Source organism: Pseudomonas sp. (assembly GCF_032058845.1).
In the GTDB taxonomy this organism is placed as follows: domain Bacteria; phylum Pseudomonadota; class Gammaproteobacteria; order Pseudomonadales; family Pseudomonadaceae; genus Aquipseudomonas.
Genome location: NZ_DAMCCR010000108.1, coordinates 1 through 14,043 on the forward strand (window position 1 = coordinate 1; position 14,043 = coordinate 14,043).

Consider the following 14,043-nt stretch of genomic DNA (forward strand, 5'->3'; position numbering starts at 1 on the left):
AGTGTGTTCTGGGCAGGCTGGCCAGGTTGCGCAGCCTGTTCGTCGGCAGCAGCCGGTTGATCCGGGGTTGGCGTGGTGTCGACGGCCGCAGGGGCTGGTTCGATGGCCGGTGTGATGGGCGCAGGCACTGGCGCAACGGCAGCAGGCGCCGAGGTGTCGGCTGGGGCCTGTGCGGCGTCGGTACCGGCAGGGGCTGCGGGACTGGCAGCGGCATCGGCCGCAGGTGCGGCGCCTTGCGCCTCGAGCCGCGCCAACTGGTCGTTCTTCAGGGCAATGAGCTTTTCAAGCTTGTCCAGCTGGCTCTGCAGGTCGGTCATGCGGCTTTTCAGCTCGTCGTTGTCACGACGGCTGGTGTCCAGGCTTTCCTGAGCCACCGCCAACTGATCGTTGAGGGCGTCCGCCTTGGCGCCTTGTGCCTGGGTACCCGGCGAGACCAGGCGCAAGGTGTCGCCCTGGGCAATGCGCTCTGGCGCAGGCTGTGCCTCGCCGCGGCGGGTGGCGTCCAGCTGTCGGGCGCGAGGCCCCAGACGCCGACCTTCGCGCCAGGCGGCATACTGCTCGGCCACTTCGGCCACTGCTTCGCCCTGGGGAATGCTCTGGACCTGCTGCTGATCGGGCAGGCGCAGCACCTGACCGGTCTTCAGCTGGTTGATGTTGTTGCCGATGAAGGCGTCGGGGTTCAGTGCCTGAATGGCGACCATGGCCTGCTGGATCGAACCGCCGTTGCTGTTGCGCGCCGCGATCTGCCACAGCGTGTCACGCCGCTTGGTGGTGTAGTTGGCGGCCTGGCTCTGCGCAGGCGCGATGGCGTTTTCGGCCTTGGGCTGATCGGCCACGGGGCGGTTGAGCGGCACGTTGTAATCGCGCAGCAGGCGCCCTTGCGGCCACATCACCTGAACCAGAAACCGCATCACCGGCGCTGACAACGGCTGATTCGAGGTGACGCGCAGCACGCTGCGGCCATTGGGAATGATCACCGGGGTAAAGGTCAGGCTTTGCAGGTAGGCCGGGTAAGGCACCCCGGCCTTGCTGAATGCCTCGGGCGGCGCCAGGCTTGGCGCCACTTCAGCAGCGGTGAGATCGCGCACATCGAGCAGCTCGATCTCGGCATCCAGCGGTTGATTCTGAGCCGAATGCAGGGTCAGCTCACCCAGTACCAGGGCGTTGGCCGCACCGGACGACAATGCCGAAGCTGCCGCGATGGCGAGTACCAGTTTGCGAATTCGAAGCATGACCCTGTCCTTGTAAGAATCGTCCTGAAACCCGCGCGGTTTCGGGACAAAATTGCGATCCAGTATCTTTTACACCATGTGTTTAATCAACAATTGCGCCACTTGCACGGCATTCAGCGCTGCGCCCTTGCGCACATTGTCAGTGGTGAGCCAGAGGTTGAGCTGTTCGACCTCATCGATTCCCTGACGCACTCGTCCAACATAGACCACGTCCTGGCCGACCGCGTCGCCCACCGGGGTTGGATAGTCGTCACCCTCCACGCGTTCAATGCTCGGTGCCTGATCCAGCGCGGCCAACACTGCCGGCAACTCGACCGGCCCGCGGCTCTGCACGCTGACACTGTAGCTATCGCCGAAAAACACCGGGACTTGAATGCAGCTCACGGCCAGTTTCAACGAAGGCATGCCCAGCAGTGCCCGCAGCTCGCGGACCAGGCGCTGTTCGAGCTGAGTATGGCCGTGCGCGTCCTCAGCGCCCACGCGTGGCAGCACATTGAACGCCACTTGCCGATCGAAGAACTGTGGCTCGAGCGGGCGGGCGTTGAGCAGCTCGGCGGTTTGCCGGGCCAACTCATTGACGGCCTTGCGCCCCTGGGCCGACACCGCCAGGCACGCCGTGACCTGGACACGCTCGATGTGCAACTGGCCCTTGAGCGGCGCCAGGGCCACGGCCAGGGCGACGGCCGCTGCGCTGGGGCTGGTGATCCAGGCGGGCTGAGGCACGCTGTCCAGCACCTCGAGGTTGGCTTCGGGCACTACGGGCACGGCGTCGGCCAATGCGCCCGACAAGTCGATGACCGCACAGCCGGCCTTGCGCGCTTTTTCAGCGAAGCTGAGGCTGACGGCTGCACCGGCGGCAAAGAAGGCCAGGCGCACCTGACTGAAGTCGAAACTGTCGACTTCACGCACGCGCAGTTTCTTGCCACCGAACATCACGCTGCTGCCGGCCGACTCCAGGCTGGCAAGCAGGTGCAAGGTAGCGACCGGGAACGCCAGTTCCTCCAGAATCTGTACCAGGGTTTCACCGACACTGCCGGTGGCGCCGACGACGGCGATATTGAAAGTGGGGTTCATGTGGACACAGCCTCTGGCGAAACGGGAGCGGCACTGTACTCGCATTGCCCGAAGGGAGCCAATGTGGCACGCCGTGAGCCGCCACGGTGAACCGCCAAACGCGACTCCCCGCCATGAAAAAACCCGCCCTGGCACGGGCCAGGACGGGTTCGGGTGTCGCTCGATCAGGCGCGCCCGATCAACGCTCCAGCAGGATGCGCAGCATGCGCCGCAGCGGCTCGGCAGCGCCCCACAGCAGCTGGTCGCCGACGGTGAACGCGCCGATGTAGTGCGAGCCCATGTTCAGCTTGCGCAGACGCCCGACCGGCACATTCAGGGTGCCGGTCACCTGGGTCGGTGACAGCTCCTGCATGCTGGCTTCGCGCTGGTTCGGCACCAGCTTCACCCACGGGTTGTGCTGGCTGATCAGGCCTTCGATGTCGGCCAGCGGCACATCCTTGTTCAGCTTGATGGTCAGCGCCTGGCTGTGGCACCGCATCGCGCCGATGCGCACGCAGATACCGTCGACCGGGATCGGATTCTTGAAGCGCCCCAGGATCTTGTTGGTCTCGGCCTGCGCCTTCCACTCTTCGCGGCTCTGGCCGTTGGGCAGTTCCTTGTCGATCCAGGGAATCAGGCTGCCGGCCAGCGGCACACCGAAGTTTTCCGTTGGGTAGGCGTCGCTGCGCATGGCCTCGGCCACCTTGCGGTCGATGTCGAGAATGGCGCTGGCCGGGTTGGCCAGGTCATCGGCGACGGCGGCATGGGTAGCGCCCATCTGGCGAATCAGCTCGCGCATGTTCTGCGCGCCAGCGCCGGAGGCGGCCTGGTAGGTCATGGCCGTCATCCACTCGACCAGCCCGGCCTCGAACAGGCCGCCCAGGCCCATCAGCATCAGGCTGACGGTGCAGTTGCCGCCGATGTAGTTCTTGGTGCCGATGTCGAGCTGGTGGTCGATGACCTTGCGGTTGACCGGGTCGAGCACGATCACCGCGTCGTCCTGCATGCGCAGCGAGGAGGCAGCATCGATCCAGTAGCCCTGCCAGCCCGCTTCACGCAGCTTGGGGAACACTTCACTGGTGTAGTCGCCGCCCTGGCAGGTCAGGATGACGTCAAGGGTCTTGAGCTCATCGATGCTGTAGGCATCCTTGAGCGGGGCAGTTTCCTTGCCCACGTTCGGACTTTGCCCACCGACGTTGGAGGTGGTGAAGAACACAGGCTCGATCAGGTCGAAGTCCTGTTCTTCCAGCATCCGCTGCATGAGCACGGAACCGACCATTCCACGCCAACCGATCAGACCTACACGTTTCATCGCAACTACACCTTTGCTAAAAGTGGGCCGCCAACGTCAGGGAGACGATGGCGGGGGCAGAGAGATTACAGATTCCGCAGGGCGGCGACTACTGCATCACCCATTTCACGGGTGCCGACCTTGCGGCTGCCCTCGGAGAAGATGTCGCCGGTGCGCAGACCCTGGTCGAGCACCTGGCTCACCGCCTGCTCGATGGCATCGGCCGCCTGGGCCTGGTCGAAGCTGTAACGCAGCATCATCGACACCGACAGAATGGTCGCCAGCGGGTTGGCGATGCCCTGCCCGGCAATGTCCGGCGCCGAGCCATGGCACGGCTCGTACATGCCCTTGTTGTTGGCATCGAGCGAGGCCGACGGCAGCATGCCGATGGAGCCGGTGAGCATCGAGGCTTCGTCCGAAAGAATGTCGCCGAACAGGTTGTCGGTCACGATCACGTCGAACTGCTTGGGCGCACGCACCAGTTGCATGGCGGCGTTGTCGACGTACATGTGGCTGAGCGCCACGTCCGGGTAGTCCTTGGCCACCTCCTCCACCACTTCACGCCACAGCTGGCTGGAGGCCAGGACGTTGGCCTTGTCGACCGAGCAGAGTTTCTTGCCGCGCACGCGGGCCATGTCGAAGCCAACCTTGGCGATGCGGCGGATCTCGCTTTCGCTGTACGGCAGGGTGTCGTAAGCCTGACGCTCACCCCCTTCGAGCTCGCGCTGGCCACGCGGCGCACCGAAGTAGATACCGCCGGTGAGTTCGCGAACGATGAGGATGTCCAGCCCGGAGACGATTTCCGGCTTGAGCGACGAGGCGTCGGCCAGTTGCGGGTAGAGGATGGCCGGGCGCAGGTTGCCGAACAGGCCCAGTTGCGCGCGGATTTTCAGCAGACCGCGTTCAGGGCGGATGTCGCGCTCGATCTTGTCCCACTTCGGCCCACCGACAGCGCCCAACAGCACGGCATCGGCCTGGCGCGCACGCGCCAGGGTCTCATCGGCCAGGGGTACGCCATGCTTGTCGATGGCAGCGCCGCCAATCACGTCGTGCTCCAGGCTGAAGCCCAGCTGGAACTTGTCGTTGGCGACTTCCAGCACCTTGACCGCCTCGGCCATGATTTCCGGGCCAATGCCATCACCTGGGAGAATCAGAATCTGCTTGCTCATGCGTTCCTCTATCCATTCAAGCGGCAGGGCTCAGGCGGCTCTGCCGGAAAAAACCGTGTGCATTCTATCTTGCGCAGCCTAACGCTCGGCGAACACCACCAGCACGTCGGTGCTGAACGAGCCGTCCCCTTCGATCTGGTAATACTGCCGCACTTCCTCGCCCATCGCCTGCTGTAACTGGCGAACAGCCACCTGCAAGGGTTCGGGCGTGCGCATGCGCGCCACCCAGCTGGTGAACTCCAGGCGCAGGCGCTGGCGCGTCAGGCTGCGCACCCACAGGCCTGCCTCACTGAGCTGGTGCTGCCATTCGGCGCCGCTGTAGTCGCGCACGTGGCTGGTGTCGCGCAGCACTTCGACGCTTTGCAGATAGGTGTCGAGCAGCGGACTGCCGGGCGACATGACGTCAACGAATGCCGCCACCCCGCCCGGCTTGAGTACCCGGCGCACTTCGCGCAGGGCCACGCCCAGGTCGCTCCAGTGATGGGCCGAATAGCGGCTGAAGACGAAGTCGAACGAAGCATCATCGAACGGCAAGCGCTCCGCCGCGCCACAGGTGGTGGTGATGTTGCCCAGGCCACGCTCGGCGGCGGATGCGGCCACCACATCGAGCATCGACTGCGACAGATCATAGGCCACCACCTCGGCCACCAGCGGCGCCACGTGGAAACTGACGTGGCCGGCCCCGCAGCCGAGGTCCAGCACCCGAGCGCTGCCCTGCCCGTCCAGCGCGGCCTGGAGCAGGGCGAATTCGCTGCCCTGGGCATGCACGGTACTGGTCAGGTAGGCGTTGGCCTGCTCGCCAAACTGGCGCTGGACCACGTCGGTGTGGGCGCTGCGAGTCATGGGAAAAATCCTTTAAGGTCGATAGCGGGTCGCTGGAGGGGCTGCAGGCAACCCCTCGCTGGTTGATCAGGCGTCGCGGAACAGCCAAGGCTGGCTAGCGCGGTGCTGGCGTTCAAAGGTCTTGATCGAATCGCCGTCCTGCAAGGTCAGGCCGATGTCGTCCAGCCCGTTGATCAGGCAGTGCTTGCGAAACGCATCGATCTCGAAATGCAGCACCTTGCCGTCCGGGCGGGTGACCGCCTGGGCCTGCAGGTCGACGACCAGTTGATAACCGGGATTGGCCTCGACTTGTGCAAACAGCTCATCGACCTCTTCGTCGCTGAGGATGATCGGCAGCAGGCCGTTCTTGAAGCTGTTGTTGTAGAAGATGTCGGCAAAGCTCGGCGCGATGACACTGCGGAAACCGTACTCGTCCAGCGCCCATGGCGCGTGTTCACGGCTCGAACCACAGCCGAAGTTTTCCCGCGCCAGCAGCACGCTGGCGCCTTGATAGCGCGCGTGGTTGAGCACGAACTCGGTGTTCAGCGGGCGCTTGCTGTTGTCCTGATAGGGCTGACCCACGTCGAGGTAGCGCCACTCATCGAAGAGGTTCGGGCCAAAGCCGGTGCGTTTGATCGACTTGAGAAACTGCTTGGGGATGATCTGGTCGGTGTCGACGTTGGCACGGTCCAACGGCGCAACGAGGCCGGTGTGCTGGGTAAAGGCTTTCATGCTGCGCTCCCTTGGATCAACTCGCGGACATCGATGAAGTGACCGGTCACCGCGGCGGCGGCGGCCATGGCCGGGCTGACCAGGTGGGTACGCCCGCCGGCGCCCTGACGGCCTTCGAAGTTGCGGTTGGAGGTAGAGGCGCAATGCTCGCCATTTTCCAGGCGGTCGGGGTTCATCGCCAGGCACATCGAGCAGCCTGGTTCACGCCATTCGAAGCCGGCTTCGACGAAGATCTTGTCCAGGCCTTCGCGCTCGGCCTGGGCCTTGACCAGCCCGGAGCCCGGCACGACCAGTGCCTGTTTGACGTTGGTCGCGACCTTGCGGCCCTTGGCGATGGCGGCAGCCGCACGCAGGTCTTCGATGCGCGAGTTGGTGCACGAACCGATGAAGACGCGATCGAGCTTGATGTCGGTGATTGCCTGGTTGGCAGTCAGGCCCATGTAGCGCAAGGCGCGCTCGATGGAGCCACGCTTGACCAGGTCGGGCTCGGCAGCAGGATCCGGCACGCGCTGATCGACCGCCAGGACCATCTCGGGCGAGGTGCCCCAGCTGACCTGCGGCTTGATCAGCGCAGCGTCGAGTTCGACCACGGTGTCGAACACCGCATCGTCGTCGGACACCAGGCCCTTCCAGGCCTCGACTGCCATTGGCCACTGCTCGCCCTTGGGCGAGTACGGACGACCTTCGACGTAGGCCACGGTGATGTCATCGACCGCCACCAGGCCGACGCGCGCGCCCGCTTCGATCGACATGTTGCAGATGGTCATGCGCCCTTCCATCGACAACTGGCGAATGGCGCTGCCGGCGAACTCCATGGCATGACCGTTGCCGCCCGCGGTGCCGATCTTGCCGATCACGGCCAGCACGATGTCCTTGGCGGTAACGCCGACGGGCAACTCGCCCTCGACGCGCACCAGCATGTTCTTCATTTTCTTGGCGACCAGGCACTGGGTAGCCAGCACATGTTCCACTTCAGAGGTGCCGATGCCGTGGGCCAGGGCGCCGAACGCGCCATGGGTGGAAGTGTGCGAGTCGCCGCAGACCACGGTCATGCCGGGCAAGGTGGCGCCCTGCTCCGGGCTGATGACGTGCACGATGCCCTGGCGCTGGTCGTTCATCTTGAATTCGACGATGCCGTACTCATCGCAGTTTTCATCGAGGGTCTGCACCTGCAGGCGCGACACTTCATCGGCGATGGCCGCGATGCCGCCCTTGCGCTCGGGGGTGGTCGGCACGTTGTGGTCGGGGGTGGCGATGTTGGCGTCGATGCGCCAGGGCTGGCGTTTGGCCAGGCGCAGCCCCTCGAAAGCTTGCGGTGAAGTGACTTCGTGAATGATGTGGCGATCGATGTAGATCAGCGACGAACCATCATCACGGCGCTTGACCTCATGGGCGTCCCAGAGTTTGTCGTAAAGCGTTTTGCCAGCCATCGGACTGTTCCTCATCAGCGTCTTTCTATGCCAAAGACCACTTGGCTTGTATGGGCGAATCCTATGGCGTTACATTGAATAACTCAAATTCATATTTTTCATACTTTGCATAACCATCAGGAATTCAAGCCATCATGGACCTGGCCAACCTCAGCGCCTTCATTGCCGTCGCCGAATGCTGCAGCTTTTCCGGCGCAGGTGAGCGCCTGCACCTGACTCAGCCCGCGATCAGCAAGCGTATTGCCGGGCTTGAGCAACAACTGAACGTGCGCCTGTTCGATCGGCTGGGGCGTGAGGTGGGGCTGACCGAAGCCGGTCGCGCCCTGCTACCGCGCGCTTATCAGATCCTCAACGTGCTGGACGACACCCGCCGCGCGCTGACCAACCTGGCCGGGGAGGTGGGCGGCCGGCTGACCCTGGCCACCAGCCATCACATCGGCCTGCACCGGCTGCCACCGCTGCTGCGCACGTTCACCCGGCAGTACCCGGACGTGGCGCTGGATATCCAGTTCATGGATTCGGAAGCGGCCTACGACGAAATTCTCCATGGCCGCGCGGAAATCGCCGTGATCACCCTCGCTCCCGAGCCGCACCCGCTGCTCAAGGCGGTACCGATCTGGCGCGATGCGCTGGATTTCGTCGCCGCTCCCGAGCATCCGCTGGCGCGCACCAGCGGCGTCACCCTGGCCGAAGTTGCAGGACATTCAGCGGTGTTTCCGGGTGGCAACACCTTCACCCATCACATCGTCCAGCGCCTGTTCGAGAGCCAGGGCCTGACCCCGAACATCGCCATGAGCACCAACTACCTGGAGACCATCAAGATGATGGTGTCGATTGGCCTGGCCTGGAGCGTCCTACCGCGTACCATGCTCGATGAACAAGTGGCACCCATCGCGCTGGAGGGCATTCAGTTGTCCCGCCAGCTAGGCTACATTCTGCACACCGAGCGCACGCTATCCAACGCAGCCAAGGCGTTCATGAGCCTGCTCAACAGCCACGCCAGCACGGCCTGACCGCTCGCCAGAACGGCATTATCGTCAGGGACGCTCTCTCCGCCAAAGGTCTGGTACCGATGCCCAACTCCGCTGATCCCCTGCCGCGCATTCCTGCCGTCGACCCGCAAGCGTCGGAGCAGGCCTGGCGTAACGCCCCTCAACTGCTGGCTGCGCTCAATGGCGCGCGCCTGGGCGCCTGGCTCTGGGATATCGACAGTGGCCGGGTGAGCTGGTCGCGCGGCACCCACGCGCTGTTCGGCTTCGATCCGCAGCGCGCGCTGCCGCATGATCTCGACTACCTCGAGCTGTTGCCGGAGGAGGACCGCCTGCGCACGCGCCAGGCTTTCCAGGCGGTGCTCGACGGCGAGCCGGTGCAACAGGCCATGCGCCATCGCATCCGCTGGCCTGACGGCAGCCTGCATTGGCTGGAGATCAGCGGCAGCCTGACGCTGAACCCGGACGGCCGTCGACAGATGATCGGTGTGGTGCGCGAAGTGACCCGTCAACGTGAGCGCGAAGTCGCGCTGATGAACTCGGAAAAACGTTTTGCCACCCTCTTTCACCTGAGCCCCAACCTGATCCTGCTCAGCCGTCGGCACGACGGCATGATCCTGGAGGTCAATCAGCATTTCGAGCATACCCTCGGCTGGCCGGGCAGCGACGTGATCGGCAGGACCACGCTGGCGCTGGACCTGTGGGTGCATCCCGAGCAGCGCCAGCAGATGCTCGAAGCCACCCGCAACACCACGCGCCCGGCCACCCTCGAAGTGCAGTTCAGAGCCAGCAGCGGAACGGTACGCGACGGCATTCTCTGCGCTCAGAGCATCGAGCTTGAAGGGGTTCCACACCTGATCAGCACGTTTGTCGACACCACCGACCGCAAGCACGCCGAGCAGGCCCTCAAAGACAGTCAGGAGCGCCTCGACCTGGCGCTGGATTCGGCGCAACTGGGCACCTGGGACTGGCACATTCCCAGTGGCATGCTGTACGGCTCGGCGCGCGCCGCGCAGCTGCATGGCCTGGCCCCGGTGCCGTTCCATGAATCGTTCGACGCCTTCTTCGAGGGCGTGCCCGACGAGGAACGTGCGGTGATGCGCCAAGCCTACCGCAGCCTGCGCGAGGGCCCGGCAGGCAACTACCAGATCACCTATCGGGTGCAACTGGGCGACGGTGCCTCGCGCTATATCGAGAGCCGTGCACGGTTGTACCGGGATGATCAGGGCAATCCCTTGCGCATGGCCGGCACCTTGCTCGACATCACCGAACAAGTGGAGCGCGAGCAACGCCTGGCGGCCTCGGAAGAAAAATTCGCCAGCCTGTTCCAGGTCAGTCCCGATCCGATCTGCGTCACGCGTCGCGACACCGGTCAGTTCATCGAAATCAACCACGCCTTCACCCAGACCTTTGGCTGGACCGTGGAGCAGGTCATTGGCCGCGACAGCGAACAGCTCGGCCTGTGCGGCGAGTCGGCGCAGCGCGCCGAGTACCTGGCCCGGGTGATCAGAGGCGAGGGCCTGGACAACGTGGCGATCAAGGTCAGGCACCAGGATGGCAGCATGCTCACCTGCGTGGTGTCCAGCCGGCTGATCAGCGTCGATGGCCAGCCTTGCAGCGTCACGACGCTGCGCGACATCACCCAGCAGCAACGCGCCGAAGCGGCATTGAAGGCCAGCGAAGAGAAATTCGCCAAAGCGTTTCATTCAAGCCCTGACGCCATCACCATCACCGAATGCACCACCGGCCGCTACGTCGAGGTCAATGACGGCTTCTGCCGCCTGACCGGCTACAGCGCCGCCGAAGTGCTCGGACGCACGGCACAGGCGCTGAGCATCTGGGCCGACGATCAGCAACGCGCCGGCCTGCTCAGGGAGGTCAAAGCCCACGGGCGGGTGCTGCACCGGGAAATGCTCGGGCGCAGCAAGCAGGGCAACCTGCTCACCGTGGAAGTCTCGGTGGAACCGATCCACCTCGACGACACCGAATGCCTGCTGCTCACCGCGCGCGACGTGAGCCTGCTCAGGGATGCCCAGGCGCAGATTCGCCACCTGGCCTACCACGACCCGCTGACCAACCTGCCCAACCGCGCCTTGCTCATGGACCGCCTCAGCCAGCAGATCGACTGGCTCAAGCAGCACAACCTGCGCGGTGCCCTGCTGTTCCTCGACCTCGACCATTTCAAGCACATCAATGACTCACTTGGTCATCCTGTGGGCGATACCGTGCTCAAGATCATCACCGCGCGCCTGGAGGCGAGCGTACGTCAGCAAGACATGGTCGCCCGGCTCGGCGGCGATGAGTTCGTGGTGCTGATCAGCGGTCTGCAAGGTGGGCGCGCCAGCGTCGAGCGCACCTTGCGCGAACTGGCCGATACCCTGCGCGGACTGCTGGCCGAGCCCATTTCGCTCGATGGCCAGCGGCTCCAGGTCACCCCGAGTATTGGGGTGGCACTGATACCGGATCACGGCAGCACCCCGGCCGACCTGCTGAAACACGCCGACATCGCCCTGTACCGTGCCAAGGATTCGGGCCGTAACACCACGCAACTGTTCCACAGCACCATGCAGAAGGCCGCCAGCGAGCGCCTGCGCATGGAGAATGACCTGCGCCTGGCACTCGCGCGTGACCAACTGGCGCTGCATTTCCAGCCCCAGGTCGACGCGCGCGACAGCCGCATCATCGGCGCAGAGGTGCTCCTGCGCTGGTATCACCCGCAGCTTGGCCAGCAACCGCCTGGGCAGTTCATTCAGGTCCTGGAGGAAAGCGGGCTGATCGTGGAGGTGGGCAGCTGGATTCTCGACCAGGCCTGTGCGGCCTGTGCAGCGCTGGTCGCTGATGGACTGATCGACGTGCAGGTGTTCAGTCTGTGTGTGAACATCAGCCCGCGGCAGTTTCGTCAGAGTGATTTCGTCCAGCGCGTGCTGCGCAGCCTCGATGAGCAAGGGCTGCCCCGCCGCCTACTCAAGCTGGAGATCACCGAGGGCATCGTCATTCAGAACCTGGACGACACCATCGCCAGGATGCGCGAACTCAGGCGACACGGCGTGAGCTTCGCGATGGACGACTTCGGCACCGGGTATTCATCGCTGACGTACCTCAAGCGCTTGCCAGTCGACACACTGAAGATCGACCAGAGTTTCGTGCGCGATGCCCCGGTGGACCCCAACGATGCTGAAATCGTCCGCGCCATCGTGGCCATGGCCCATAGCCTCAAGCTGACCGTGATCGCCGAGGGCGTGGAGCTGCCCGAACAACTGGTGTTTCTCCAGGGGCTGGGCTGCCACTACTACCAGGGCTATCTGCACAGCCGCCCGCTGCCGCTGGAGGAGTTCCGGCGCACGCTGCAGTCGTCACCCTGCGCACCTCGATAACCCCGCTTGCAAGGCCTGTCAGGCCACACGGGCACCCGTGTCGGTGCTGCCGGCCGCAGCTGGCGCGCCGAGCAGCGCACTGATGGCCTGGCAGTCTGCCGAGCGACGCAGCTCGGCGAACAGGGTCACCGCTTCGGGGTAGCTGCGCGTGAGCATGGCCAGCCACTGCTTCAATCGCCCGGGCGCGTAGCGTGGCGACAGTTTGTCCTGCGCCTGACGCCAGAATTCCTGGAGCAGCGGCAACAGTGCCGCCCAGGTCAGGGGCTGGTAATCCAGCCCATCGCGCGCGGCGGCAATCTGCAAGGCCAGATCCGGCCGGGAGACCAGGCCGCGACCGAGCATGATGTCTTGCGCACCGCTCACTTCGCGGCAGCGTTGCCAGTCTTCGACCGTCCAGATCTCGCCATTGGCGAACACCGGTACCTTGACCACATCCTGCACCCGAGCCACCCATTCCCAGTGCGCGGGCGGCTTGTAGCCCTGCGCCTTGGTGCGTGCGTGCACCACCAGATGCTCGGCGCCGCCATCGGCCAGCGCGATGGCGCAATCGAGCGCACCGTCGGGCGTTTCGAAGCCCAGGCGCATTTTCGCGGTGACCGGGATGTGCGCGGGCACGCTGCGGCGCACTTGCTGCACGATGGCGTGCAGCAGTTCGGGCTCTTTGAGCAGCACCGCTCCACCGCGCGACTTGTTCACGGTCTTGGCCGGGCAGCCGAAATTCAGGTCGATGACCGGCGCACCCAGCTCACAGGCCAGCGCCGCGTTGTCGGCCAGGCAGTGTGGGTCAGAGCCGAGCAGCTGCACGCGCATCGGTACCCCCGCTGCCGTGCGCGCACCCTGGCGAAGCTCAGGCGCGAGCTTGTGGAACGACGAAGCAGGCAGCAGGCGCTCGCTGACGCGAATGAACTCGGTGACGCACCAGTCGATACCACCCACCCGCGTCAGCACGTCGCGCAGGATGTTGTCGACCAGCCCCTCCATCGGGGCCAGGGCAATTTGCATAACACAACTCTCGAAGAAGACGGGGCGCAACGCTCGGCTGGCACCTCAGGCGCGGATCAGCGCCGGGCCGTAGCCGTCGATGAATTCAGGCGGCATCCGTTTGGGTTTGCCGGTGGACAGCTCGATACAGGCGAAGGTGGTCTGGGCGCGCAGCAGCGTGACGCCGTCGCATGGACGCTTGAGCTGGAAGCGACGGATCATGCGCAGGCGCTGATCCCATTCGACGATCCAGGTGGCCAGCTGTAGCTCATCATCCTCGTAACCTGCCGCCAGGTAATCGATTTCGTGCCGGACCACCGCCATGGCACGGTCGAGCCTGCGGTATTCGGTGAGGTCCAGGCCCAGGCGCTGGGAGTGACGCCAGGCGCAGCGCTCCAACCAGGTGACATACGCGGCGTTGTTGGCATGGCCAAGGCCGTCGATGTCTTCGTTGCCGACGCGCAGGTCGATGATGAATGGCGTTGCCAGGTCCCAGCTCATAGCCGCTCCGTGAATCAGGTGAGCGGCGAGTGTAACGGATGTACCGCCACGCTGCCGATGGGGCGGCAAAACGGGGCGAGTGACCCGCAGCCAGAAAAAACAAAAGGCCCATTCAATATGCGAATGAGCCTTTGAAGTCTCGCAAAACGCGAGTGAAAATGGCGTCCCCTAGGGGACTCGAACCCCTGTTACCGCCGTGAAAGGGCGGTGTCCTAGGCCACTAGACGAAGGGGACATAACCTTCGCAAAAGTTTGCAATGCAAACCTTGGCAGTAATTGGTGGAGCTAAGCGGGATCGAACCGCTGACCTCCTGCATGCCATGCAGGCGCTCTCCCAGCTGAGCTATAGCCCCGAAAACAAAAGGCTCATTCAATAGGCGAATGAGCCTCTTTAAGCCCCGCAAAACACGGGTAAAGTGGCGTCCCCTAGGGGACTCGAACCCCTGTTACCGCCGTGAAAGGGCGGTGT

At 64.3% G+C, this 14,043-nt stretch carries 11 protein-coding genes and 2 tRNA genes; 2 read left to right on the top strand and 11 right to left on the bottom strand.

The features are described from left to right. The 7 genes from RT028_RS17165 to leuC all read right to left on the bottom strand — a co-directional run. On the bottom strand, window positions 1–1,232 hold a 1,232-nt coding region (locus RT028_RS17165; protein WP_312936310.1), incomplete at its 3' end, for a FimV/HubP family polar landmark protein. Between the two features lie 69 nt (window positions 1,233–1,301). After that, entirely contained in the window at window positions 1,302–2,306 is a 1,005-nt protein-coding gene (locus RT028_RS17170) for an aspartate-semialdehyde dehydrogenase (RefSeq protein WP_312936311.1), read from the bottom strand. Between the two features lie 178 nt (window positions 2,307–2,484). Then, complete coding sequence (asd, locus tag RT028_RS17175; protein ID WP_312936312.1) at window positions 2,485–3,597, bottom strand: aspartate-semialdehyde dehydrogenase; 1,113 nt, start codon at window positions 3,595–3,597, stop codon at window positions 2,485–2,487. A gap of 65 nt (window positions 3,598–3,662) precedes the next feature. After that, window positions 3,663–4,745: a 3-isopropylmalate dehydrogenase gene (gene leuB, locus RT028_RS17180; RefSeq protein WP_312936313.1), complete on the bottom strand. Its 1,083-nt coding sequence runs from the start codon at window positions 4,743–4,745 to the stop codon at window positions 3,663–3,665. A gap of 78 nt (window positions 4,746–4,823) precedes the next feature. Then, window positions 4,824–5,588, bottom strand: coding sequence for a class I SAM-dependent methyltransferase (locus RT028_RS17185; RefSeq protein ID WP_312936314.1), 765 nt, complete (start codon window positions 5,586–5,588; stop codon window positions 4,824–4,826). 66 nt (window positions 5,589–5,654) lie between these two features. After that, the gene (leuD, locus tag RT028_RS17190; protein WP_312936315.1) at window positions 5,655–6,299 is read right to left on the bottom strand and encodes a 3-isopropylmalate dehydratase small subunit; all 645 of its coding nucleotides are present in this window, start codon (window positions 6,297–6,299) and stop codon (window positions 5,655–5,657) included. Beyond that, window positions 6,296–7,729, bottom strand: a complete 1,434-nt coding sequence (gene leuC / locus RT028_RS17195; RefSeq protein ID WP_312936316.1) for a 3-isopropylmalate dehydratase large subunit — start codon at window positions 7,727–7,729, stop codon at window positions 6,296–6,298. The genes leuD and leuC overlap by 4 nt, the downstream gene beginning before the upstream one ends. 134 nt (window positions 7,730–7,863) lie before the next feature. Between leuC and RT028_RS17200 the strand changes: the two genes are divergently transcribed. Together RT028_RS17200 and RT028_RS17205 are read left to right on the top strand one after the other, a co-directional pair. Further along, window positions 7,864–8,742 (top strand): LysR family transcriptional regulator, encoded by an 879-nt coding sequence (locus tag RT028_RS17200; protein WP_312936317.1) that lies wholly within the window; start codon window positions 7,864–7,866, stop codon window positions 8,740–8,742. A gap of 59 nt (window positions 8,743–8,801) precedes the next feature. Continuing rightward, window positions 8,802–12,092 (top strand): EAL domain-containing protein, encoded by a 3,291-nt coding sequence (locus RT028_RS17205; RefSeq protein ID WP_312936318.1) that lies wholly within the window; start codon window positions 8,802–8,804, stop codon window positions 12,090–12,092. Window positions 12,093–12,110: 18 nt separating this feature from the next. Here RT028_RS17205 and RT028_RS17210 read toward each other — a convergent pair whose 3' ends face one another. From RT028_RS17210 to RT028_RS17225, 4 genes are all read right to left on the bottom strand, one after another. Further along, on the bottom strand, window positions 12,111–13,094 hold the full coding sequence (locus tag RT028_RS17210; protein WP_312936319.1) for a tRNA dihydrouridine synthase: 984 nt from the start codon (window positions 13,092–13,094) through the stop codon (window positions 12,111–12,113). Between the two features lie 45 nt (window positions 13,095–13,139). Next, entirely contained in the window at window positions 13,140–13,574 is a 435-nt protein-coding gene (locus RT028_RS17215) for a thioesterase family protein (RefSeq protein ID WP_312936320.1), read from the bottom strand. A 159-nt stretch (window positions 13,575–13,733) separates the two neighbouring features. Then, a tRNA-Glu gene (locus RT028_RS17220) sits at window positions 13,734–13,809 on the bottom strand. A gap of 42 nt (window positions 13,810–13,851) precedes the next feature. Beyond that, window positions 13,852–13,927: transfer RNA gene (locus RT028_RS17225), tRNA-Ala, on the bottom strand. Between the last annotated feature and the right edge of the window lie 116 nt (window positions 13,928–14,043).